Here is a 22,929-nt window from a genome sequence, read left to right as displayed (position 1 = left end):
GTCCAAGTTAGCACGTCGCGCAGCGGCCCCGGCTCCAGACCCGACGAACCGGGCGCGCGTCAGCGGCGTTCGCGCAGGCCGTGGGCGCGCCGGGTCAGCCAGTGGTTCAGCCCCAGCAGGCCGAAAGCGCACACGGCCAGACCGAACTGGCACCACTCCATCATGGGAACCTCCCGTTCTCCTGATCGGGCAGCGGGATTCGCTCCAGGGCGTACTCCCGGGCGATCCGCAGCAGCATCTCCTTCTCCACGCGCAGCAACCGGTTCTCCTTGCGCAACCGGTCGAGTTCACCGCGCTCGGACTCCGACAGCCCGCCCGTCATCGCAGGGGGTTGAAAGGCAGCAGCGCCGAGGGGCGCTCGCCGGTGACGATCTGCTCGGACAGCAACCGCCCGGTGATCGGCCCGAGCGTGAGCCCCCACATGCCGTGACCTCCGGCGACGTGCACGCCCGGCATCGCCGAGGCACCGATCAGCGGCAGCCCGTCGACCGTGACCGGCCGGGGCCCGACCCACTCGTCGCGCCGGTTCTCCCAGTCGACGCCGCGCAGCAGCGGGCTCGCCGAGCGCACGATCGCCTCGATCCGCGCGCGGTCCAGCGCGGCGTCCGGGGAGCGGAACTCCATCGTGCCCGCCACCCGCAGCGCCCCCTGGTAGGGAGTGCAGGCCACGCGCGCGGCGGGCAGGTAGATCGGGCACGGCACGGCCTCCTCGGTCGGGACCGTGAACGAGTACCCGCGCCCCGCGCGGACGTCCCGCCGCACGCCGACCGAGGCCGCCAGCTCCGGCAGCCACGCCCCGGTGGCCAGCACGACGACCGACCCCGAGACCTGGTCGCCCCGGTCGGAGCGCACCAGCACCCGACCGCCGTCGCGGACCACGTCCCGGGCGGTGAACCCGGTGTGGATCTTCCCGCCGCGCTCCTCCACGGCCGCCGCCAGCGCGCGGGTGAACTCGCCGGGGTCGACGTGGCGCTGGTCCTCGATGCGCAGCACCGTGCGCACCCGGGACGACAGCTGCGGCACCTCGCTGCGGTCGGATTCCAGGTACCGGGTCCCCTGGCCGGTGCGTTCGAACTCGTCGCGCAGCACGCCGGACTGGGCGGGGTCCTCGAACGCCGCCACGACCGGGCCTTCCCGCGTCCGGACGTCCACGCCGCCCCGGGCCAGCTCGTCGAAGGCGTCCAGGCAGTCGGCGTTGAGCCCGACCAGCGCCCGCATCGACCGCTGCCACCGACCGCGCGTGCACCGGCGCGCGAAACCCGCCAGGAACCGCCACAGCCCGGTGTCGACGGTCTTGGGCACGAACAGCGGCGCGGCGGGGTCGAACAGCGAGCGCAGGCCGTAGCGCAGCACCTCCGGTTCGGGCAGCGGGACGCAGAACGCCGGGGCCAGGTAGCCCGCGTTGCCCCACGACGCCCCGGCCGCGACCCCGCGCCGGTCCACCACCGTCACCTCGACGCCGCGTTCCTGCAGGAACCAGGCCGTCGACAGCCCGACCGCGCCCGCACCCACCACCACGGCCGTGCGCGGCGCGCCCGCTGCAGAACCCATGCTCACTCCTGTTCGTCGCCTCGAAGCATGCGCGACGACGGCGCCCGGAGCGCTGTGGATTCGGCACAACCGAGTCGACCGCGGTTGTGCCGAACCCACTACGGCTCGGCGGCCAGGGCGATGATCAGCGCGAGCCGGGTGTCCGGTTCGTCGAGGTCCAGCGCACCGACCTCGGCGACCTTGCGCATCCGGTTGCGGACGGTGTTGGGGTGGATCTCCAGGCGCGCGGCGGCGGCGCCGAGGTCTCCCTGCACCTCCAGCCAGGCCCGCAGCGTCGCGACCAGCCTGCTGCCCTGCTCCCGGTCGTGCTCCCGCAGCCGCGCCACCGGACCGCGCTCGGGTGCGCGGCCGCTCGCGGCGACGTGCTGGAGGCGGCGCAGCAGGATCTCGTGCCAGGACTCGTCGTAGACGACCGCCGCCGAGCCGGCCGGTTTCGCGGCGTGCACCGCCAGGCTCTCGTCGGCCTCGCGGCGGCTGTCGACGAGCCCGTCGGGCCCGGCCGGGCCGCCGATCCCGGCGAAGACCTCGACCCCACCGGGCATCTCGCGCGCCAGCGAGCGCACCCACTCGCGCGCCGCAGCACCGTCGTCGTGCGGCAGGATCGTGTAGACGGTGTTGGCGAACAGGGCGCTGCGTCCCGGCCGCGACCAGCCGAAACCCACCGTGGCCAGTTCGAAGACCAGCAGCGCCGCCGAGTCGTGCTCGCCCCGGTTGTGCGCCTGCACGGCCACCACGCGGAACGTCTCGCCGCGGAAACCGAGGCGGCTCACCGCGGTCGCGACGTCGGGGTGGCCCTCGACCAGGCCGATCACCAGGTCCGATTCGACCTGCCGCTCCAGGTCGGCGCTCGCGCGGGTGCGCAGCAGGTGCGCCGCCGCCGTGCGGGACGCCTGCACCAGCGCGGCCTGCCGCTCGGCGTCCAGCGGCGCGGAGGTGCCCACCCAGATCGACCCGAGCAGCGCCTTGCCCGCCCGCACCGCCACCACGGCCCGGCCCTGGCGGGCGCCGGAGGGCTCGACGAACAGCGGCTCGTCGGAGGCCGCGAGGTGCCGGAACACGCCGCGCTCGACGAGTTCCCGGCGGATGCCCTCCGGCACGCGCCTGCCCAGGATGGTCTCCAGCCGGGCCTGGTCGGCGCTCTCCTGGCGCTGCGAGTAGGCGAGCACGCCGGAGCGGTGGTCCTCGATGGTGACCGGGCCGCCCACCGACTCGGCCAGGGCGTCGGCCAGCGCGAACAGGTCCGTGGGCCCGCGCCCGGCCTCGGTCTCGCGCCCCTCCAGCACGAGCCCGTAGATCACCCCGGCGAGCTGGCCCCACGACACGGCGGGGTCGACCAGCAGCACCGCGACCTCCCGCTCCCGGGCGAGCTCCAGGGCCTCGGCGTCGAGCTCGTCGAGCCGGAACACGACGACGACCGCGCGGGTGCGGGCCAGCAGCTCGGCGGCGTCGCGCCGGTCGAGGCCGACCGCGAGCAGCACCTCGTCGCCGCTCGGCACCTGCTCGCCGGGGTCGTGCAGCGCGACCGCGCGCAGCTCGGTCGACCGGCTGCGCGGCGCGCACACCAGCCGCGCCCCGTAGCCGCCGAGGACGTTGATCAGTCGGTCCAGCTTGACCATGCCGACATCGTCGACCAGACCTCCCGAGGGCCGCGCAGCAGGGGCCACGCGAACGGAGTACCGGTTGATCCCGGCTGGACAACTTGCACAGCTCGGACTCGGATGCGGCAGGCAGAGCGAACAACCTGAGCAGTCGAGAACTGCACTGTTGCACGAGGCAACTCCTGATGCGCACGCTTCCGCTCATGGACGACGCAGAGTTCCGCGAGCTCTTCCGCCTCATGCTGGTGACGCGGCGCCTCGACGAGGAGGCCATCGCGTTGCAACGCCAGGGCGTGCTGCCCGCCTACGCCCCCGTTCGAGGTCAGGAGGCCGCGCAGGTCGGCAGCGCGGCGGCCCTGGACCTCTCCCGCGACTTCGCCTTCCCCACCTACCGCGAGCTGGGCGCGGCGGTGGCGATGGGCGTCGACCCCGTCGCCTACCTGGCGATGCACCTCAACATCTGGCACGGCGGCCTCTACGACGCGAGCACCTCCCGCCTGTCACCGCCGAACGCCGTGGTCGGCGGTCCCGTGCTGCACGCCGTCGGCTGGGCGATGGGCGCGCAGCTGGACGGCACCGGCGGGGCCGCGCTGACCTACTTCGGCGACGGCGCCAGTTCGCAGGGCGACATCCACGAGGCGATGAACTTCGCCGGGGTGTACCGGCTCCCGGTGGTGTTCTTCTGCCAGAACAACGGCTGGGCGATCTCGCTGCCCACCGCCCGGCAGGTCGCGGGCGGCTCGGTGGCGGCCCGCGCCGCCGGGTACGGCTTCGAGGGCGTGCGGGTCGACGGCAACGACGCGACCGCGGTGTTCGAGGCGACCCGGAAGGCGCTCGACCACGCCCGCTCCGGCGGCGGACCGACGATCGTCGAGGCGATGACCTACCGCCTCGGCCCGCACTCCACATCGGACGATCCCTCCCGCTACCGCAGCGCCGACGAGGAGCGCGCCCGCGCCGAGCACGACCCGATCACCACCGGGATGGCGGCGCTGACCGCCGAGGACGTCGCCGACGCCGAGGAGCACGCGGCGAGCGTCGTCACCCGCACCACCGAGGGGCTGCGCGCGCTGAAAACCCCTCCGGGGGACGACATGTTCCGCTTCGTCCACCGGGAACCGACCGCCGCTCTGCTCGCCCAGCACCGCGCCTGGAAGGAGTCGCAGGATGCCTGAGCTGTCGCTGCAGCAAGCGCTCAACACCGCGCTGCGCCACGCGTGCGAGGACGACGACCGGGTGCTGATCTTCGGTGAGGACGTGGGAGAGCTCGGCGGCGTGTTCCGGGTGACCGACGGCCTGCAGGACAAGTTCGGCGCGCAGCGGGTCTTCGACACGCCGCTGGCCGAGTCGGCGATCATGGGCCTGTCGGTGGGCCTGGCGATGGCCGGGTGGCGGCCGGTGCCGGAGATCCAGTTCGACGGGTTCAGCTATCCCGCGATCGACCAGATCGTCAACCAGGTCGCCCGGATGCACTACCGCAGTCGCGGGTCGCTGGGAATGCCGATCACGTTGCGGCTGCCCAGCTTCGGCGGCATCCGGGCGCCGGAGCACCACGGCGAGAGCCTGGAGTCGCTGTTCGCGCACGTGCCGGGCCTCAAGGTCGTCGCCCCGTCGGGGCCGTCGGAGGGCTACCACCTGCTGCGGCAGGCGATCGCCGATCCGGACCCGGTGGTGTTCATGGAACCCAAGTCCCGCTACTGGCAGCGGGAGGACTTCGACCCGGCCGAGCCCGTCGAACCGCCGCCGATCGGCAGCAGCCGCGTCGTGCGGCGGGGCAGGCACGCGACGCTGGTGGCCTGGGGCGCGATGGTGGCGCGCTGCCGGCAGGTCGCCGAACTGGCCGCCGAGGACGGCGTCGAGCTGGAGGTGCTGGACCTGCGCTGGCTCAAGCCGATCGACGCCGACGGGCTCGCCGAGTCGGTGTCGCGCACCCGCCGCGCCGTCGTCGTCCACGAAGCGCCGCTGACCGCCGGGCTCGGCGGGGAGGTGTCGTCGCTGATCACCGAGCGCTGCTTCGGCGACCTGCGCGCGCCCGTGCAGCGGGTGGCCGGCTTCGACGTGCCCTACCCGTCGGGGGCGCTGGAGGACGAGTACCTGCCCAGCGTCGACCGGATCCTGACCGCCGTGCAGACCGCATTGGAGTACCGCCGTGGCTGAGGTGACCTTCCCGCTGCCGGATCTCGGCGAGGGCCTGATCAGCGCCCGGATCCTGGAATGGCTCGTCGCCGAGGGCGACTGGGTGGAGCGCAACGCGCCGCTGGTGGAGCTGGAGACCACCAAGTCGGCGGTGGAGATCCCGTCGCCGCAGACCGGCCGCGTGTCGCGGCTGCACGTCGGCGAGGACGAGGAGCTCGAAGTCGGCGCCCCGCTGGTGACGTTCACCGTCGCCGACCAGGCCGGCATCGTCGGCACGGTCCCCGAGGAGCGCGCACCGCAGCGCCGCGTCCGCCTGACCCCGCCGGAGGACTGACCGATGGCGTTCACCGAACGCGACGGCGTCAAGCTCTGGTACGACGCCGTCCTCCCGGTGGAAGGCGTCCCCGGCACGAGCCCGGTGCTGCTCCTGCACGGTTTCGCCTCCGACGCGGAACTCACGTGGGAGCGCACCGGCTGGCTCCGCGCCGTCGCCGACCGGGGTCACGTCGTCACCGACCTCCGGGGGCACGGCCGCAGCGACCGCCCCGACACCGGCTACACCCCGGAGGACCTCGCCCGGGACGTCCTGGCGGTCCTCGACGCGGCCGAGGTGCGGCAGGCCGACGTGGTCGCCTACTCGATGGGCGGTCTCGTGGCCTGGACCCTGGCCGCCCTGGCACCCGACCGAGTCCGCGCGATGGCCCTCGGCGGCCTCGACGGCCGGCCCGTCGACCGCACCACGATGCTGGAAGTCCAACGAGCCCTCACCGCCGAAGACCTCACCCCCTGCATCGACGCCGTGGCAGGCCACCACCTCACCCCACCACCCCCGGCCCCGGTCCTCTTCGCTTCCGGAGACCAGGACGAAATAGCCCCGGAAGCCCGATCTTTCGCCGAATCCCTGGACGCCCCGCACATCTCCCTGGGCCGCCGGAACCACCTCAACGCAGTCTCCAGCCGCACCTTCAAAACCGCCGCGCTCGACTTCTTCAACACCGGAGCCGTCGGCGGGTAACGGTGTCAACGGTCGTTGGCAGGGGACAGTTTTAGCCGTAATTGACCGGACAAGACGGATGTTGATCATGGGTGATTATGGCTAAAACTGTCCTCAGGTGAGGCGCTCCTCCAGCCAGGTGGTGTGCACGGGCCCCGCCATGAGCTCCGGGTCCGCCGTGAGGCGGCGGTGGAGGCCCGCCGTGCTCGCCACGCCTTCGACGTGGAACTCCGCGAGAGCCTGCCGCGCGCGGGCGTAGGCCTGCTCGCGGTCCTCGCCCCAGCAGACGAGCTTGGCGATCAGCGAGTCGTAGAACGGGCTGATCCGGTCCCCCTGCGTGATGCCGGTGTCGACCCGCACGCCGGGACCGCCCGGCAGCCGCAGCGCCTCGATCCCGCCTGGAGTCGGGGCGAAGTCGCGCTCCGGGTCCTCGGCGTTGATCCGGAACTCGACCGCCGCACCCCGGCGCTCGATCGAGCCCTGATCCACCGAGAGCGGCGCACCGCCGGCGATGCGCAGCTGCTCGGCGACGACGTCGACACCGGTGATCATCTCGGTGATCGGGTGCTCGACCTGGACCCGCGCGTTCATCTCGATGAAGTAGAACTCCCCCGAGCCGTCCACCAGGAACTCCACCGTCCCGGCACCCCGGTAGCCGACGTGCTCGGCCAGCCGCACGGCCGCCGCCGTGATCGCCTGCCGGGTCTCCTCCCGCAGCCCGGGCGCCGGGGCCTCCTCGATGAGCTTCTGCCTGCGCCGCTGCACCGAGCAGTCCCGCTCGAAGAGGTGCACCACGCCGCCGTGGTCGTCGGCGAGGACCTGCACCTCCACGTGCCGGGCCCGCGGGACGGCCTTCTCCAGGTAGATCGCGGGGTCGCCGAACGCCGAACGCGCCTCCGCCTGAGCCGCGGGCAGCGCGTCCCGCAGCTCCTCGATCGAGCCGACCGGCCGGATGCCCCGACCGCCCCCGCCCGCGGCGGCCTTGAGCAGCAGCGGGAATCCGATCTCGTCGGCGAGCCGCGCCACGTCCTCGGGCTCGGCGATGGGGTCGGTGCCGGGCACCACCGGCACCCCGGCGGCGACGGCGGCGCTGCGCGCGGCGGCCTTGTCTCCCATCCGCTCCAGCACCGACGGGCGCGGGCCGATGAACACCAGCCCCGCCTCCTCGATCGACCGCGCGAAACCGCCGTTCTCGGACAGGAACCCGTAGCCCGGGTGCACGGCGTCGGCGTCGGTCGTGCGCGCGGCCTTGAGCAGCGCGTCCGGGTCGAGGTAGGACTTCTGCGCCGCCGACCGCCCGATGTGCGCGGCGTCGTCGGCCAGGGCCACCCAGCGCGAGTGCTCGTCGGCGTCGGAGTACACCGCCACCGCTTCGAGGCCCGCCGCGTGGCACGCGCGGATGATCCGGACGGCGATCTCGCCCCGGTTGGCGACCAGGACCCTGCGCAGCCCGCTCATGGCTCGTCGACCTCGAACATCGACTGGCCGATGTCGACCTCGTCGCCGTCGTCGAGCAGGATCTTCGCGACGCGGCACGGCTTGTCGGCCTTGATCTCGTTGAAGGTCTTCATGACCTCGATGAGCCCGATCGTCTGGCCGGGCTGGACGACGCTGCCCGGTTCGATGTAGGGATCGGATTCCGGCGACGGGCGCCGGTAGAACACCCCGGGCATCTGAGCATCCACAGTGGACATCGGATCTCCCCTCCTAGGCGGTCGCGACCGCCGCCCGCACCTTCTCCAGCCGTGCGCGCCGCTCTTGCCTGGCCGCCACGGCGGTCTCGACGTCGACCTGCTCGAAACCCACCTTGCCGCCGGTCCTGGCCTGGGCCATCCGGTCGCGATCCACCGAGATCACGGTCCCGATCGTGGCGTACCCGCCACCGGTGACCGCGTCGTTGAGCAGCACGATCGGCTCGTCGCCGCCGGGGATCTGCACCGATCCGATCGGGTAGCCGAGGTCGACGACGTTGGCCTGGTCGCTGCCCGCGCCGAACGGCTGCTCGCGCTCGATGAACTCCAGGTCGCCGCCGCGCAGCCGGTACCCGATGCGGTCGGCGTCCTTGGTCACCTTCCACTCGGTGCCCAGGAACGACGCCAGCCCCCGGTCGGTGAGCCGGTAGGCGCAGAGCCCGACGACCAGCCGCAGCGTCGTCGTCGCGGGCAGCTCCGGGCGCAGTTCCTCCGGCACCTCGGTTCCCGAGGCGGGCGCGGGCGGCGCCTCGCCCAGCGGGAGCCGGTCGCCGTCCGCGAGAGCGCGGCCCTCGAAACCGCCGATGCCGGTGAGCATGTACGTCGAGCGGGAACCGAGGTAGAGCGGCACGTCGATCCCGCCGCCGACGGCGACGTAGGGCCGGGCGCCGGTGCGCACCGCCTGCACGGCGAGCACGTCCCCGGCCGCCACCGGCACGGCCTGCCAGGTCGGCACGGGTTCGCCGTTGAGCGCCACGGCGGTGTCGGCGCCGGTGACGGCCACGGTGCGGGAGTCGGTGAACTCCAGTTCGGGACCGACGTAGGTCGCCTCCAGCACCGCCGCGCCGTCGGGATTGCCGACGAGCATGTTCGCCACCAGGGCCGAGTACTGGTCCATGGCCCCGGAGGGCGGCATGCCGATGGCGTAGCGGCCGTCGCGGCCCGAGTCCTGGACGGTCGTCGACAGCCCGCCCTTGCGCACGATCAGGGTGTTCACCGGTACAGCACCTCCAGCAGCCGCGCGTTGACCGCGTCGGGGTCGGCGAGCAGTTCGGCGGGAACGAGTTCCGCTTCCCGGATCCGGTAGCGGAACGTTCCGGCCTCCACCTCGGCGCGGGTCCGGTCGTACTCGTCGCGATCGATCGCCCGGTAGCGCAGCACGTCGCTGGGGCGCGGGAACGCGATGTCGTCGGCGAAGTCCGGCAGCCGCTGGGCGAGATCGAACACCGGCGCGGGCGCGATCCCGAACAGCTGGTAGCCGCCGGCTCCGCGCACCGGGTAGACCACCGAGAACGCGCCGCCGTAGCCGAAGGCGCGCTCCGGGGTGTCGGTGCGCGGGCGCACGTACTTGGGCACCTCGATCTGCTTCTCGCGCGTCACCATCTGGTAGCAGAACGGCAGCCCGGGCACGAAACCGAGCATGGTGACCAGGAACGGAGCCGAGGTGATCGCCTCGATCAGCGAGGGGACGTCGGCGAAACCGTTGATCCGCGCGGCGTATTCGAGGTCGGTGACCTCCGGGTCCTGGTGCCGGTCGCGGAACCTCAGCAGCGTCTCGCGCGTCCACGGGTCGTCGAAGAGCACCGGCACGTCGACGATCCGGGTCGGCACGACGTCGTCGGCGCTGAGCTCACCGGCCGTGCGCTCCAGTCGCCGCAGCTCGTCGACGAGCTCGACCGGGTGCAGCCGCTCCGGGTCCAGGCGCACCAGGTAGGAGGCGTTCGACGGGCAGATGTCGACGACGCCCTCGATGTTCTCGCGGCGCAGCGCGCCGGTGATCGCCATCGCCTTGAGATTGGCCTGCAGGCTCATCTCCCGGTCGATCTCGACGAAGACGAACTCGTCGCCGCCGAATTCGTACCGCGCGGGCGGTAGCTGAACCTCCATCACGGTCACGGCGCACCTCCGCAGCCCACCGACGAGTGTTCGTCGAGAATGCGCTGCGGGACGGTTCGACGCAGCGCGTCGGTCACCAATCGACCACCTTCGAGTGAGAGGGTAGGCTGCGTGATCTGCGTGCGCAAACACCGAAAACTATGGTGGACGCCCGATCTGGAGGTGATCCGTGCGCACTCTCGTCGATCTCAACGCCGATGCCGGGGAGAGCTTCGGACGTTGGCAACTGGGTGACGACGCCCGTCTCATCCCGCTCGTGACCTCGGTGAACATCGCGTGCGGCTGGCACGCGGGCGACCCGGCCACGATGAGCCGTTCGGTCGAACTCGCGCGCGACGGGCAGACCGCCGTCGGCGCGCACCCGGGTTTCCCCGATCTGACCGGATTCGGCAGGCGCGCCATGTCGTTGAGCCCCGCCGAGGCGGCCCAGGCATGTCTGTACCAGTTCGGGGCGCTGCAGGCGATCGCCGCGCACCAGGGCGCGACGATCGCCCACGTCAAACCGCACGGCGCGTTCTACGGGCTGACGATCCGCGACGAGGCCGTCGCCGAGGCCATCGTGTCGGCCTTCGCGACGGCCTCGCCGGGCGTGCGGGTGGTGCTGCTGGCGGGTCCGGTCTCGGAACGCCTCGCCGAGCGCGGTTTTCCCGTGGTCCGCGAGGCTTTCGCCGATCTCGACTACGACGACAACGGGCACATCATCATCGAGCCGCAACCGCTCCCCAAGCCCCCGGAGACCTGCGCGGATCAGGCCGAGGCGGTGCTGCGCGGCGAGGTGCGCTCGGTGAACGGCGCGCCCGTGCAGGTCGACGCGGACACGATCTGCCTGCACGGGGATCGGCCGAACGCCGTCGAGATCGCGGAGGCGATCCGCTCCCGGTTCGCCTCCGCCGGTGTGCGCCTCGCGCCGATGGCCGAGGTCGCTGACTCCCGGAGGTGAGTCACCCGGCCGGCAGCAGCCCGTCGGCAGCGGCGATGCGGGAATCGCTGCGGTGGTCCCCCTCGGGGCTGAACGGGGGAACCGCGCCGGGCAGGCAGTCGCCGAGCAGCAGCGAGTCCACCGCCCGCTCCTCGGGTCCGGCGCTGACCACGGCGGTGCCGTCGGGCGCCCAGATGCCCGAGTTGCCCCGGTACTCCCACTGGCCGCGCTCGGACGTCTCCCAGCCCCGCCGGTTGGCGTAGGCGACGAAGACCCGCCACACGGCGGCCATCGCGGGGATGATGTGCTCGGTCGCGTCGGGGTAGGCCACCAGCGTCGGCTCCCCGCTCTGCAGCGTGAAGTGCCGGTCGGCGGCCGTCGGCCCGACGATGAGCCGCGCTCCCCTGCCGACCAGGTTCTGGTACAGCGGTGGGAACTCGCACTCGTAGCAGTTGAGCAGCCCGACCGGGAACCCGTTGATCTCCACGACCGGCGGGAGGTCGTGCCCGGGCGTGAAGTTCGCGCGCTCGGCGGCGCCGTAGAGGTGGGTCTTGCGGTAGTTGGCGACCAGCTCCCCCTCGGCGACCAGCGCCACCGAGTCGTGCAGCGCCCCGTCGGCGGCGCGTTCCACGTAGGGCAGCACCACGCCGATGTCGTGGCGGCTGGAGAGCTTGCGGGCGAGTTCGACGGTGGTGCCGTCGCTGGGTTCGGCGAGCTGCTCGCACTGCTGGCGGTCGAGCGCGTACCCGGTGTTGAAGCACTCCGGGAACGCGCACAGCTGGCTGCCGTAGCTCGCGGCCAGCGCCAGCACCTGCTCCATCCTGGCGAGGTTCTCGGCGACCGCAGCCGGAGTTCCCGAGGGGTTCTCACCTTGGAAGAGGGCGAGGCGGACCCCGCTCCCCCGCTCCGGGGGCTCTCGGTCGGTCAACCGGCTGACGATGCGGATGGGACGCATGGATGTTGCTCCTCTCGGTTCACTGCACGGATTTCATCGGGTCGATCTCATCGGGCGCCGGCGACGAACTCCTCGACGGTCGTCGCCAGCTCCTCGACCGACGCGGGGGTGAGGTCGCTCCGCACGACCACGCGCATCACCTCGACGTGTTCGAGGTGCGGCGGCAGGGTGTAGACCGGCACCGCCCAGCCGCGTTCGGCCAGGTGCGCGGCCAGCTCCCGCAGCGCCACCGGGGGCCTGGCGGTGACGGCGACGACGGGCAGCTCCCCGCCGTCGCCGAGCAGCCGGAGCCGCCCGGTCGCGCGCATCCGCTCGGCGAGCCGCCGCGCGAGACCGCGGGATCTCGCGTGCACGGCGTGGAACCCGGCGAAGCCGTAGCGCACGAAGTTGTAGTACTGGAGCACCACCGGGGCCGCCGAGCGGGAGAAGGTGAGCTCGTGGTGCGCGTCGTCCCCGCCGAGGTAGTTGACCCGGACCCCCAGGCCCTGGTTCCGGTCGCCCTCGCCGCGCCAGAGCACCCAGCCCAGGCCGGGCGGCACCATGCCCGACTTGTGCCCCGAGGCGTTGATCGACACCACCCGCGGGATGCGGAAGTCCCAGGCCAGGTCGGGATCGAGGAACGGCGCGAGGAAGCCCCCGGAGGCGGCGTCGACGTGCATCGGGATGTCGAGCCCGGTGCGTTCCTGGAGCCGGTCCAAGGCGTCGGCGATCGCGGCGATCGGCTCGTACCGTCCGTCCAGAGTGGACCCCAGGATGCCGACGACGCCGATGGTTCCCCCGTCGCAGAGCTCCTCGACCTCGTCCGGGTCCAGCGACGGGGAGTCGCCGCGCGCGGGAGCCACGCGCGCTTCGACGTCCCAGTGGCGGCAGAACTTGGCCCAGCAGGCGTGCGCACCGGCCCCCATCACCAGGTTCGGCCGGCGCGTTGCGCCTCGCTCCTGCCAGTTGCGCAGCAGCGAGGCCCCGGCCAGCAGCGCCGCCTCGCTGGACCCCGTGGTCGCGCTGCCCGCGACCCGGTGCGGTTCGCCGTGCCACAGCGAACCGATGATGCCGACGCACTCCCGCAGCATCGCGTCGATGGCCGGGTACTGCTCCCGATCGACGAGGTTGTGGTTGAGGTAGGTGCGGTAGAGCCGCTGCGCCTCCGGCTCGATCGACGTGGTGAGGAATGTCGCGAGGTTGCGCTCCGGCGGGCAGCCAAGCCCCAGCCTGCCCGTGACCACGTCGAGCGCCGTGTCCGCGTCCATTCCGAAAAGTGGTATCCCGCCCCGAAGTTGCGTCGAGGGAACCGACCTTGCCTCGCACGCCTCCGGTAAAGCAGCCATCGTCGAGAGCTCCTGTTCTGTTGATGTGCTGAACACGATCAACGCTAGGTCCGCTGTGGACCCGAGCACCATGAACAATTCGCCCTATACCTTCCGCACTAGGTCGTGGGCGGCGCACGGCGATCGCGAACGCGCTCGGGTTCCGCCACCCGCACCGCCGCGCACGAGGACCACAGCACGTTCCTCGCACTGGTCCACATGGGGTATATCCCGTCCCTACCGGGGGATTCGGCGGCTGGGTCGTAATAAGAGCGAAATGCAGTGGCGAAATGAAGAGTAGGAATCCACGGGTGTCGGGCGGCCCGGAACGAACCGCCCGAGTGGAGGCGCTTCATGGCCCGTTCCTCAGACCGGGCGCTCGATCGGGCGATCACCGCGTTGCTGCACGAGGCCGTCGAGCACTCGCGCGCGATGCGCCAGGTCCTCAACCAGGTCGGCCAGCTCGCGTCGGCGCGCATCAACGCGATCTCGGACGAAGAACACGAAAACCCTTCCGACGACGCGATCGCCGAAGTGCTCTCATCGCTGACCAAGCGCGAGAAGGAGGTCCTCGACCACCTGGCTCGCGGCTGGTCCAACCGCCAGATCGGCCGTGCGCTCGGCATCTCCGAGCGCACGGTCAAGAACCACCTCCGCAACATCTTCACGAAGCTGCACGTGAGCGACCGGACCTCGGCGGTGGTCAAGCTCTTAGGGCACCACGACTAGCGAACGCGGCTCGCGTTGAGCGAGGTCATCGGGCGCGGAACGCTCACGTCCGGCATGGTCGGTTCGGGGCGGATCGAGGGGAGCGACGATGACTGACCTCAGCAACACGATCGTGGTCGGGATCGACGGATCGGAGCAGGCGCTGAGCGCGGCGGCGTGGGCCGCGTCGGTGGCCTCGGCCCGCAAGCTGTCGCTGTACCTGGTGACCTCGACCGAGCCCTACTTCCGCGGCTTCTACGGGTCCGGGATGCCGGTGCCGCCCGACGCGTTCGCCGAGATCGACCAGCTGGCGCGCACCCAGCTGGGCGACGCCGCAGATCGGGTCAACTCGGTCGCCTCCGGGCTGGAGTTCACCACCGAGTACGTGCAGGAGCAGCCGGTCGCGCTGCTGCTGCGGATGGCCGAGGACGCCCGGATGCTCGCTCTCGGCGCGTCCGGGCGTGGCGGTTTCGGCGGCATGCTGCTGGGGTCGACGGCCGCCTCAGCCGCCGCGCACGCGGCCTGCCCGGTGGCGGTGGTGCGCGAACCGGCCGCGCCGGACGGGCCGGTGGTCGCCGGTGTCGACGGCAGCGACAACAGCGCGGAGGCGCTGGCCGCGGCCTTCGCCGAGGCGGCGTGGCGCGGGGTCGGGCTGGTGGCGGTGCACGCCTCCCGCGAGCCCTCGATCCGCGAGGTCGGGCTGGGCCACCTCGAACCGGAGATGGCCACCAGCGAGCGCCTGCTGGCCGAGGCGCTGGCCGGTCTGCAGGAGAAGCACCCGGACGTGCAGGTCGAACGCGTGACCGCCAACGAGCGCCCCCGGGACGCGCTGCTGGACTGGAGCACCCGCGCCCAGCTCCTGGTGGTCGGCAGCCGCGGCCGGGGCGGGTTCCTCGGCATGCTCCTGGGCTCCACCAGCCAAGCGCTGCTGAACCACGCGCGGTGCACGGTCCTCGTCGTCCGCCCGCAGGGCTAGCGCTTCCGCAGCTCGGATTTCTGGATCTTGCCGGAGCCGGTGCGCGGCAGGCTGTCGACGAGGTCGACGTGCACCGGGACCTTGTAGCGGGCGAGCCGGGTGCGCAGGAATTCCCGCAGCTCGTCGCCGGTCGGTGCGCTGCCGGGGTGGCAGACGACGAAGGCGCGGCCGACCTCGCCCCATCGCTCGTCCGGGACGCCGACGACCGCGGCTTCGGCCACGGCCGGGTGTTCGAACAGGGCGTTCTCCACCTCGGCCGGGTACACGTTCTCCCCGCCGGAGATGAACATGTCCTTGACCCGGTCCACCACGTGCAGGTGGCCCTCGTCGTCGAACGACGCCAGGTCGCCGGAGCGGAACCAGCCGTCCTCGAACGCCGCGTCGGTGGCCTGGGGGTTGCGCCAGTAGCCGGGGCTGACGTTGGGGCCCTTGACGAGCACCTCCCCCGGCTCCCCCGGATCGGCGTCGGTGCCGTCGGGCCGGACCACCCGGACGCCGGTGAAGAACACCGGCACCCCGGCCGAGCCGACCTTGCGCACGCTCTCCCCCGCTTCCAGGAACGTGGCGCCCGGCGCGGTCTCGGTCATGCCGTAGCCCTGGCAGAACACCAGACCGCGCTCCTGGTAGGTGCGGATCAGCGCTTCGGGGACGGCCGCGCCGCCGCTCATCACGATCCGCAGCGACGACAGGTCGGCCTCGGCCCAGCGCGGCGAGGCGGCCAGCTCGGCGAACATGGTGGTGACGCCGAACATCCAGGTGATCCCGTTGCGCTCGATGCGGTCGTAGCAGGCGTCGACGTCCCAGCCCGGGGCGATCACCGAGCAGGCGCCCTTGATGAACGTCGGCAGCAGCGTCTGGTCGAGGGCGGCCACGTGGAACAGCGGCGCGGTGATCAGCGCGACGTCGTCGCTGACGACGTCGACGCCGACCAGCAGGTTGACGGTGTTCCACACCAGGTTTCCGTGGGTGAGCATCGCCCCCTTGGGCCGGCCGGTGGTGCCGGAGGTGTAGAGGATCAGCGCGGTCTCGTCGAAGCCCACCCGCTCCTCGATCGGATCGGGACCAGCTGCGGCGAGCCAGGTTTCGTACTCCTGCTCGCCCGGCTGCGGGTCGGTGAGCGCCACGATCCGGCGCGGGCGGTTCTCCAGGGCCCCGACGGTTCCCGCGCACTCGGGCGCGTAGACCAGCACCTCGGGCTCGGAATCGGCGAGCACGTAGTCGATCTCGGGTGCGGCGAGCCGGAAGTTCAGCGGGACGAACACCGCGCCGATCCGGTGCGCGGCGAACATCGTCTCGACGAACGCGAGGTGGTTGGGCCCCAGGTAGGCGACCCGGTCGCCGCGGCCCACGCCGTCGGCGCGCAACCGCTGGGCGGCGGTGGCGGTGCGCTCGGCGAACTCGGCGTAGGTCACCGCGTCCTCGCCGAAGACGAACGCGGTGCGGTCCGGGGTCATCAGGGCTCGCCGGGCGGGCCAGCCGCCCAGGCCGAGGTCGTGCATCAGCGGGCTCCTTCCCGTGCGCCCTCGGGGGTGCCGAGTACCTGCCCGCTGGTCTCGCGCAGCGCGAGCACGCAGGCGACGGTCAGCGCGCAGAACGCGGTGATGGTGCCCGAGATCGCGGTGGTCCCGGCTCCGCTGCTCTGCAGCTGCGCGAACAGCACCGGTGCGAGTCCCCCGCCGAGCCCGGCCAGCTGGTAGCCCAGCGACGCGCCGGTGTAGCGGCTCTCGGTGCTGAACAGCTCCGTGTAGAGCGCGGCCAGCGGCCCGTACATCATCGGGTGGATGACGCCCTGGCCGAGCACCAGCGCGACGACGAGCAGCGCGGCGCTGCCGCTGTCGACCATCGGGAACAGCGCGAAGCTGTAGGTGGCCATCGCCAGCGCCCCTACCAGCACGATCGGGCGCCGGCCGAGCCGGTCGGACAGCCCCGACCAGGCGATGATGCCCACCACGGCGGTCACCGAGGACAGCGTGATGGCGTTGAGCACGGTCTGCCTGCTGAACCCCGCCTGCACGCCGTAGGCCAGCACGAACGTGGTCAGCGTCGACTGGGCGACGAACGCGGCGAGCCCGACGCCGACGCCGAGCGCGAGCTGCCGCGGCCGGTTCCGCAGCACCTCCACCAGCGGTGCCCGCGCGCTGCGCCGGGATTCCCGGAACAGGCGGGGTTCGGCGACCTTGAGCCGCACGAACAGCCCGAGGACCAGCAGCGCGACGCTGAGCAGGAACGGGATGCGCCAACCCCACCCGAGGAACGCCTCCTCGCCGAGGACGGCGGCGGTGCCGGTGAGCACGGCGGTGGACAGCACCATGCCGCAGGGCGCTCCGGCGTTGGTGAAGCTCGCCCACAGCCCGCGCCGCGAACGCGCGTGCTCGGCGGAGATGAGCACCGCCCCGCCCCACTCGCCGCCGACGGCCACGCCTTGGACGACGCGCAGCAGCACCAGTCCCAGCGGCGCCCACGCGCCGATCTGCTCGTAGGTGGGCAGCAGGCCGATCAGCGAGCTGGCGATGCCCATGAGCAGCATCGTGAGCACCAGCATCCGCTTGCGGCCGAGCCGGTCGCCGAAGTGGCCGAACACCAGCCCGCCGAGCGGGCGCGCGAGGTAGCCGGTGGCGAAGGTGCCGAAGCTGGCGACGGTGGCCACCAGCGGGTCGAGGTTGCTGAAGAAGACCTGGCTGAAGACCACCGCCGAGGCCGTGGCGTAGAGCAGGAAGTCGTAGTACTCGATGACGCTGCCCAGGAAGCTGGACGCGACCGCGCGTCTGAGCTGCCTCTCGGGTGTGACCGAATCTGTCATGCCGATCGCCCTCGTCGTTGGCGGGTGCGGAACAGGATGACCATCCACATCAGACGGTCCGGATCACTCGGCTGGGTCGTGCGGCTGCATCGAGAGCCCCTCGGTGGATGAGCGTGCCGACCCGGCAAAACGTACGGCGCCGCAGTGACGGCCGTCAACGTTGTGCCCAACATTGGAGCGACTACGCTGGTCATCGTGACCTCCGCCGACGACGCGCTGACCTACTCGGCCCGACCGCAGTCGCTCATGCTGAGCTTCCTGGGGCTGCACGTGCTCGGGCGCGACTCGGCCGCGTACTCGGGCAGCATCATCGACGTCTTCGGCCGGATCGAGATCTCCGAGGAGGCGGTGCGCTCGACGCTGAGCCGGATGGTCCACCGCGGCCTGCTCACCCGCCACCGGCGGGGCCGTCGCGTCTACTTCGGACTCACCGAGCACGCCGAGCAGGTCCTCGAAGACGGCGAGCGGCGGATCTGGGACACCGGCGCGGTCAACCGCGACTGGGACGGGACCTGGACGCTGGTGGCCTTCTCGCTGCCCGACACCCGGCGCAGCGACCGGCACGACCTGCGCTCCCAGCTGATCTGGGCCGGGTTCGGCCTGCTGCAGAACGGGCTGTGGATCGCGCCCGGAGCTCAGGACGTCACCGCGATCGTCGACGAGCTCGGGCTCAACGACAACGTCACCGCCTTCACCGCGCAGCAGAGCAAGCCCACCGAGTCGGCCGACCTCGTCCGCAAGGCCTTCGACCTCGACGCCATCGCCGCCCGCTACCGCGCGTTCCTCACCCGGTGGGACAGCCCCGACCCGCTGCCCTCGGCGCCCGACGACCTCGCCCGCCAGCTCGTGCTGCACACCGACTGGCTGCAGCTGGTCCGCCAGGACCCGCACCTGCCCGCCGACCTGCTCGACGCCGACTGGCCCGCCATCCGCGCCGAGACCCTGTTCCGGCACCTCGCCCACCACTACCACGCCACCACAGCCGACCTGGCGGAACGGACCATCGACCAGATCGAGCTCTGAGCCCGTCGAGGCGCTGTTGCGGCATGCGGCGGAGCCGCATCCTCTTCCACCACCCGAGACACTGGCACCGCTGTGTTGTCTCCTCTGGGGGAACCTGAGCGCCTTCGTGGCGAGTGCGCCGGGACGCCGCGTATTGGCATGCTCAAGGAGCGGCGCACGGAGTCCACGGAGGCGCTCAGGTTCCGCCACCCGCACCGCTGAGCAAGAGGACCGCTCAACAGGCCTTATCGTGCGCAGCGCACAATGGGGGCATGGTCGAGCAGAGCATCTGGATGCAGAAGGTGGCCGCGGATCCGGGACACTCCTCCTGGTACATCAACAGGATGCGCGGCCTGGCCGAGGCGGGCACCGACCTCGCCGGGGAGGCCCGGATGATCGACGCGATGGCCGAGCGCGGGTCCCGCGTCCTCGACGCCGGGTGCGGCCCGGGCCGGGTCGGCGGCTGGCTGGCCTCGGTGGGACACGACGTCGTCGGCGTCGACGTCGACCCGGCGCTGATCGAGGCGGCGAAGGAGGACCACCCGGGGCCGCGCTGGGTCGTCGGCGACCTCGCCGAACTCGACCTGGCCGCGCACGGCATCACCGAGCCGTTCGACCTGATCGTGTGCGCCGGGAACGTGATGACGTTCCTCGCGCCCAGCACCCGCGGCGCGGTGCTCAAGCGGTTCCGCGAGCACCTGTCCCCCGAGGGCCGGGTGGCGGTTGGCTTCGGCACCGGCCGGGGCTACGAGCCCGACGAGTTCTTCGCCGACGTCGAGAAGGCCGGGCTGCGGACCGACCTGGCGCTGAGCACCTGGGACCTGCGCCCGTTCCGCGAGGACTCCGACTTCCTCGTCGCCGTGCTCAGCGCTGGCTGAGCGCACCGGAGTCGAGCAGCCGCTGCACGTCGTCCTCCGGAATCCCGGCCTCCGCCAGCACTTCCCGGGAGTGCTGGCCCAGCAGCGGGGCCGGGCGGGGCGGCGGCGCGGGCTCGCCGAAGTCGACCGGCCTGCGCGCGAGCCGCACCGGGCCCACGCCCGGCTGCTCGACGGTCTGGAAGAAGCCGGTGGCGCTCAGGTGCGGGTCGGTGAACAGGTCCTCGACGTCGTGGACGGGGCCGTGCGGGATGTCGGCGCGCTCGAACGCCTCGCTCCACTCCGCCGAGGTGCGGGTGACCATCTCCTCGGCCAGCAGCGCGTAGAGCTCGTCGATGTGGCTGGTGCGCGCGCCGATGTCGCGGAACCGCGGGTCCTCGGCCAGCTCCGGGCGGCCGATGAGGTCGAAGAACACCGTCCAGTGCTTGTCGGCGTACATCATCACCGCCAGGTGCCCGTCCTTGGTGGCGTACGGCCTGCGGTGGGGTGAATCGGTCCTCGGGTAGCCGGTGGGGCCCGACGGCGGGTCGATGAGCCACCCGCCCTGGCGGTCCAGGAGCATGAACGAGGCCATCCCCTCGAACATCGGCACCTCCACCGAGCGCCCCCGGCCGTCGGCCTCCTTCGCGCGCAGAGCCGCGCAGGTGGCGGCGGCGCCGTAGAGGCCGAGGATCTTGTCCGAGGCCGCCGAGCGCCAGTACTCGGGTTCACCGCCGGCCGCGCCCTGGGCCGCGGCGATGCCGGAGGCCGCCTGGATCACGTCGTCGTAGGCGGGCCGGTCGGCGTGCGGCCCGTCCTTCCCGTAGCCCCGGAACGCGCACAGCACCAGACCCGGGTTGATCTCGCGCAGCTCATCCCAGGTCAGGCCCAGGCGCGCCGCCGCGGGCGGGCGGATGTTGTGCAGCAGCACGTCGGCGCCGCGCACCAGGGCGCGCAGCACCTCGCGGGTCTCTGGGCTCTTCAGGTCGATCGCCACCGAGCGCTTGCCCCGGTTGGCGTTGACGAAGATCGGACCGACGCCGTTGCCGGTGACGTCGCCGATGCCGCGCACCTGGTCGCCGCGCAGCGACTCGACCTTGATCACGTCCGCGCCCCACTCGGCGAGCACCTGCGCGGCGTAGGGGCCCATGAACACCGTGGACAGGTCGAGCACCCGCACCCCGGTGAGCAGGTCGCCGCTCATCGGTGGCCTCCCGGGATCGGCGGGTGCTCTGCGGGGGCGCCGAGAACCACGTCCCACAGCGGTCCGCTCCTGCCGAGGAAGCGGTCCCAGTCGCGGGTGGTGCCGAACTCGCCGCGCCAGTCCAGCGCGGGCAGCGTGACCAGCTGCAACGGGTGTTCCCGGGTGGTGCCGATGGCGCCGTGGACCTGGTGGGCGTTGCGCACGACGACCGAGGCGGCGTGCCCGGCGCAGGACCGCGCCGCGGCGACCTTCGTCGCCGACGCCGGACCGGCCAGGTCGGTCTCGGCGGCGTCGAGCACGGCGGCGTCCACCGCCGCCCGCGCCAGCGCGGCCTCCGCAGCGGCGTCGGCCACCAGGTGCTGCACCGCCTGGAACTTCGCCAGCGGCCGCCCGAACTGCACCCGGGTCCTCGCGTGCTCCACGCACAGCTCCACGGCCCGGTCCAACGCCCCCACCACCTGCACGGCCCGGGCCAGAGCCGCCCGCAGCACCAGCCGATCCACCACCTCACCCCCGACGACGGCATCCCCGACGACGGCATCCCCGTCGACAGCTTCCACCCCGAACAGATCCCCACGCGGCACTCCCGAGTGGGTAACCCGATTACTCCAGTTTTCCGGCACCCGATTACTCCAGTTTTCCGGGACCCGATTACTCCAGTTTTCCGGGACCCGATTACTCCAGTTTTCCGGGAGCTGATTACGGGCGTTTTCCGGGGGCTGATCGCGGGCGTAATCCGGGGGTCGGACGGACCACGTGCCGTCGGGGCGGGGGATGACGAGGACTGCGGGGACGTGGCCGAGCCAGGGCACGGATCGGGCGGTTCCGTCGGGGTCGACGAGGGCGATGGTGAGCGGGGTCGTCGGGTCCGCGGCCGGGACTCCGGCTGTGCGGAGGAGCCAGTGGGCGAGCAGGTCGCTCTCGGCGAACGGGAGGTGGCGGGCCGCCGCCGCGCTCTCGGTCAGCAGCGCGGCGGCCTCCGGCCACCCGGCGCCGGAACCTCCGCGGTCCTCGGGGGCGGTCAGAGCGGTGAAGCCGAGGTCGCTCAGCTTCGCCCACAGCTCGGCGTCGAACCCGACACCGGTCTCGGCCTGGTCGAGGCGCTCGGTGATCTCGCCCGCGAGGACGTCGCGCAGCACCTCGCGCAGGTCGTGGTCCGTGCTCATCAGCGCATCCCCAATCCGCGTGCGATGACGCCGCGCAGGATCTCGTTCGTCCCGCCGCGCAAGGTGAATCCCGGCCGCTGCTGCACGGCCCGCCGGGTCAGTCCGGCGACGTCGTCGGCGGCGCCGGTCGGCGTGTCCAGGTCGGCGATGTCGGCGATGTCGCCTTCCAGCGTCGTGCCGAGCACCTTCACCAGCGCGGCGGGCACGTCGGCGCGCTCGCCGCGCTGCAGGGCCGCCGCGACCGACAGCGACATCTGGTGCAACCCGGCGAGCCTGCCGGTGATCCGCCCGGCCTCGGCCGGATCCAGGCTGTTCACCAGGGATTTCGCGAGCTGGTAGGTGGACAGGAACCGCTCCGGACCGGACCGCTCGAACGACAGCTCCGAGGTGACCTGCTGCCACCCGGCCCCGATCTCGCCGACCACGTGATCGTCGGCGACGAACACGCCGTCGAGGTGCACCTCGTTGAAGTGGTGCGTGCCGTTGGCCGAGATCACCGGCCGGACCGTCAGCCCCGGCGAGTCCAGCCGCACCAGCAGCTGGCTCAGGCCGCCGTGCCGGTCCTCGCCCGGCGGCGAGGTGCGGACCAGGACGATGAAGGCGTCGGCGACGTGCGCGCCGGAGGTCCACAGCTTCGTGCCGCGCACCCGCCACCCGCCGTCGTCCCGCTCGGCGCGGGTGCGGACGCTGGCCAGGTCCGAGCCCGAATCCGGTTCGCTCATCCCGATCGCGAAGAACGCCTCACCAGCCACGATGCGCGGCAGGTAGGTGCGCTTGAGGTCCTCGCTGCCGAAGCGCAGCAGGTTCGGCGCGACCTGCCGATCCGCGATCCAGTGCGCGGCGACCGGCGCCCCTGCGGCGAGCAGCTCCTCGGTGACCACGAACCGCTCCAGGAACGTGCGGCCGTGCCCGCCGTACTCGACCGGCACCGTCATCCCGAGCCAGCCGCGCCGGGCCAGCGCGCGGGTGAACTCCAGGTCCCAGCCGCTGAGCCAGCTGTCGACGGTCGGCGTGAAGCCGCCCGAGGTGACCTGCTCGGCGAGGAACTCCCGCACCTGCCTGCGCAACGACAGCAGTGCGGCGTCCTCCTGGACCGGTGGCGGCATCAGCGACGGCATCGATCACTCCTGTGCTTCCGACGGGTGCCTCCCACGTAACCGGTACGCACGTTCCCG

23 protein-coding genes are annotated in these 22,929 nt (G+C 72.3%); 9 read left to right on the top strand and 14 right to left on the bottom strand.

Going from position 1 to position 22,929, the window contains the following annotated elements:
* Nucleotides 1–160 precede the first annotated feature (160 nt).
* The 3 genes from QFW96_RS15940 to QFW96_RS15930 form a co-directional block, all read right to left on the bottom strand.
* Nucleotides 161–322 (bottom strand): hypothetical protein, encoded by a 162-nt coding sequence (locus QFW96_RS15940; RefSeq protein ID WP_281456434.1) that lies wholly within the window; start codon nt 320–322, stop codon nt 161–163.
* Entirely contained in the window at nt 319–1,551 is a 1,233-nt protein-coding gene (locus QFW96_RS15935; protein WP_281456433.1) for an NAD(P)/FAD-dependent oxidoreductase, read from the bottom strand. Before QFW96_RS15935 ends, QFW96_RS15940 begins: the two co-directional genes overlap by 4 nt.
* Nucleotides 1,552–1,649: 98 nt before the next feature.
* Complete coding sequence (locus QFW96_RS15930; RefSeq protein WP_281456432.1) at nt 1,650–3,167, bottom strand: PucR family transcriptional regulator; 1,518 nt, start codon at nt 3,165–3,167, stop codon at nt 1,650–1,652.
* Nucleotides 3,168–3,352: 185 nt separating this feature from the next.
* On the opposite strand from QFW96_RS15930, the gene QFW96_RS15925 reads away from it, so the two are divergent.
* The 4 genes from QFW96_RS15925 to QFW96_RS15910 are packed head-to-tail and all read left to right on the top strand — an operon-like array spanning nt 3,353 to nt 6,300.
* Nucleotides 3,353–4,324, top strand: coding sequence for a thiamine pyrophosphate-dependent enzyme (locus QFW96_RS15925; protein ID WP_281456431.1), 972 nt, complete (start codon nt 3,353–3,355; stop codon nt 4,322–4,324).
* Nucleotides 4,317–5,306 carry an alpha-ketoacid dehydrogenase subunit beta gene (locus tag QFW96_RS15920; protein WP_281456430.1) on the top strand — a complete coding sequence of 330 codons (990 nt, stop codon included), beginning with the start codon at nt 4,317–4,319 and terminating at the stop codon, nt 5,304–5,306. Before QFW96_RS15925 ends, QFW96_RS15920 begins: the two co-directional genes overlap by 8 nt.
* On the top strand, nt 5,299–5,619 hold the full coding sequence (locus QFW96_RS15915; protein ID WP_281456429.1) for a biotin/lipoyl-containing protein: 321 nt from the start codon (nt 5,299–5,301) through the stop codon (nt 5,617–5,619). The genes QFW96_RS15920 and QFW96_RS15915 overlap by 8 nt, the downstream gene beginning before the upstream one ends.
* 3 nt (nt 5,620–5,622) lie before the next feature.
* Nucleotides 5,623–6,300, top strand: a complete 678-nt coding sequence (locus tag QFW96_RS15910; RefSeq protein WP_281456428.1) for an alpha/beta fold hydrolase — start codon at nt 5,623–5,625, stop codon at nt 6,298–6,300.
* A gap of 93 nt (nt 6,301–6,393) precedes the next feature.
* On the opposite strand, the gene QFW96_RS15905 is transcribed toward QFW96_RS15910, so the two are convergent.
* Genes QFW96_RS15905 through QFW96_RS15890 form a run of 4 tightly spaced genes read right to left on the bottom strand, consistent with a single transcriptional unit; the run spans nt 6,394 to nt 9,857 of the window.
* On the bottom strand, nt 6,394–7,737 hold the full coding sequence (locus tag QFW96_RS15905; protein WP_281456427.1) for an acetyl-CoA carboxylase biotin carboxylase subunit: 1,344 nt from the start codon (nt 7,735–7,737) through the stop codon (nt 6,394–6,396).
* Entirely contained in the window at nt 7,734–7,973 is a 240-nt protein-coding gene (locus QFW96_RS15900; protein ID WP_281456426.1) for an acetyl-CoA carboxylase, read from the bottom strand. Before QFW96_RS15900 ends, QFW96_RS15905 begins: the two co-directional genes overlap by 4 nt.
* A gap of 13 nt (nt 7,974–7,986) precedes the next feature.
* Nucleotides 7,987–8,967, bottom strand: a complete 981-nt coding sequence (locus QFW96_RS15895; RefSeq protein WP_281456425.1) for a 5-oxoprolinase subunit C family protein — start codon at nt 8,965–8,967, stop codon at nt 7,987–7,989.
* On the bottom strand, nt 8,964–9,857 hold the full coding sequence (locus QFW96_RS15890; RefSeq protein ID WP_281456590.1) for a 5-oxoprolinase subunit B family protein: 894 nt from the start codon (nt 9,855–9,857) through the stop codon (nt 8,964–8,966). The genes QFW96_RS15895 and QFW96_RS15890 overlap by 4 nt, the downstream gene beginning before the upstream one ends.
* A gap of 178 nt (nt 9,858–10,035) precedes the next feature.
* Here QFW96_RS15890 and QFW96_RS15885 point away from each other — a divergent pair, with 178 nt between their 5' ends.
* Complete coding sequence (locus QFW96_RS15885) at nt 10,036–10,806, top strand: LamB/YcsF family protein (protein ID WP_281456424.1); 771 nt, start codon at nt 10,036–10,038, stop codon at nt 10,804–10,806.
* A gap of 1 nt (nt 10,807) precedes the next feature.
* On the opposite strand, the gene QFW96_RS15880 is transcribed toward QFW96_RS15885, so the two are convergent.
* Together QFW96_RS15880 and gad are read right to left on the bottom strand one after the other, a co-directional pair.
* Nucleotides 10,808–11,740 carry a nitrilase-related carbon-nitrogen hydrolase gene (locus QFW96_RS15880; RefSeq protein ID WP_281456423.1) on the bottom strand — a complete coding sequence of 311 codons (933 nt, stop codon included), beginning with the start codon at nt 11,738–11,740 and terminating at the stop codon, nt 10,808–10,810.
* Between the two features lie 47 nt (nt 11,741–11,787).
* The gene (gad, locus tag QFW96_RS15875) at nt 11,788–13,065 is read right to left on the bottom strand and encodes a glutamate decarboxylase (RefSeq protein WP_281456422.1); all 1,278 of its coding nucleotides are present in this window, start codon (nt 13,063–13,065) and stop codon (nt 11,788–11,790) included.
* Nucleotides 13,066–13,398: 333 nt separating this feature from the next.
* On the opposite strand from gad, the gene QFW96_RS15870 reads away from it, so the two are divergent.
* Together QFW96_RS15870 and QFW96_RS15865 are read left to right on the top strand one after the other, a co-directional pair.
* Nucleotides 13,399–13,773 carry a response regulator transcription factor gene (locus QFW96_RS15870; RefSeq protein ID WP_281456421.1) on the top strand — a complete coding sequence of 125 codons (375 nt, stop codon included), beginning with the start codon at nt 13,399–13,401 and terminating at the stop codon, nt 13,771–13,773.
* A gap of 88 nt (nt 13,774–13,861) precedes the next feature.
* Entirely contained in the window at nt 13,862–14,728 is an 867-nt protein-coding gene (locus tag QFW96_RS15865; RefSeq protein ID WP_281456420.1) for a universal stress protein, read from the top strand.
* Here the strand turns inward: QFW96_RS15865 and QFW96_RS15860 are convergent.
* Entirely contained in the window at nt 14,725–16,227 is a 1,503-nt protein-coding gene (locus QFW96_RS15860) for an acyl-CoA synthetase (protein ID WP_281456419.1), read from the bottom strand. The two genes, QFW96_RS15865 and QFW96_RS15860, sit on opposite strands and share 4 nt — an antisense overlap.
* Complete coding sequence (locus QFW96_RS15855) at nt 16,227–17,528, bottom strand: MFS transporter (RefSeq protein WP_281456418.1); 1,302 nt, start codon at nt 17,526–17,528, stop codon at nt 16,227–16,229. Before QFW96_RS15855 ends, QFW96_RS15860 begins: the two co-directional genes overlap by 1 nt.
* 195 nt (nt 17,529–17,723) lie before the next feature.
* Between QFW96_RS15855 and QFW96_RS15850 the strand changes: the two genes are divergently transcribed.
* Together QFW96_RS15850 and QFW96_RS15845 are read left to right on the top strand one after the other, a co-directional pair.
* On the top strand, nt 17,724–18,551 hold the full coding sequence (locus QFW96_RS15850) for a PaaX family transcriptional regulator (protein ID WP_281456417.1): 828 nt from the start codon (nt 17,724–17,726) through the stop codon (nt 18,549–18,551).
* A 251-nt stretch (nt 18,552–18,802) separates the two neighbouring features.
* Nucleotides 18,803–19,408 carry a class I SAM-dependent methyltransferase gene (locus tag QFW96_RS15845; protein WP_281456416.1) on the top strand — a complete coding sequence of 202 codons (606 nt, stop codon included), beginning with the start codon at nt 18,803–18,805 and terminating at the stop codon, nt 19,406–19,408.
* Here QFW96_RS15845 and QFW96_RS15840 read toward each other — a convergent pair.
* From QFW96_RS15840 to QFW96_RS15830, 3 genes are read right to left on the bottom strand one after another with little or no spacing between them, the layout of a single operon-like run.
* Entirely contained in the window at nt 19,395–20,588 is a 1,194-nt protein-coding gene (locus QFW96_RS15840) for a CaiB/BaiF CoA transferase family protein (RefSeq protein ID WP_281456415.1), read from the bottom strand. The genes QFW96_RS15845 and QFW96_RS15840 overlap by 14 nt on opposite strands.
* Entirely contained in the window at nt 20,585–21,754 is a 1,170-nt protein-coding gene (locus QFW96_RS15835; RefSeq protein ID WP_281456414.1) for an acyl-CoA dehydrogenase family protein, read from the bottom strand. Before QFW96_RS15835 ends, QFW96_RS15840 begins: the two co-directional genes overlap by 4 nt.
* Nucleotides 21,754–22,872 carry an acyl-CoA dehydrogenase family protein gene (locus QFW96_RS15830; RefSeq protein WP_281456413.1) on the bottom strand — a complete coding sequence of 373 codons (1,119 nt, stop codon included), beginning with the start codon at nt 22,870–22,872 and terminating at the stop codon, nt 21,754–21,756. The genes QFW96_RS15835 and QFW96_RS15830 overlap by 1 nt, the downstream gene beginning before the upstream one ends.
* Nucleotides 22,873–22,929: the final 57 nt, after the last annotated feature.

Origin of the sequence: Saccharopolyspora ipomoeae (genome assembly GCF_029952525.1) — a bacterium.
Lineage (GTDB): Bacteria > Actinomycetota > Actinomycetes > Mycobacteriales > Pseudonocardiaceae > Saccharopolyspora > Saccharopolyspora ipomoeae.
The sequence above is the reverse complement of the archived record's forward strand: the minus strand, read 5'-3'. Positions and strand labels throughout refer to the sequence as shown.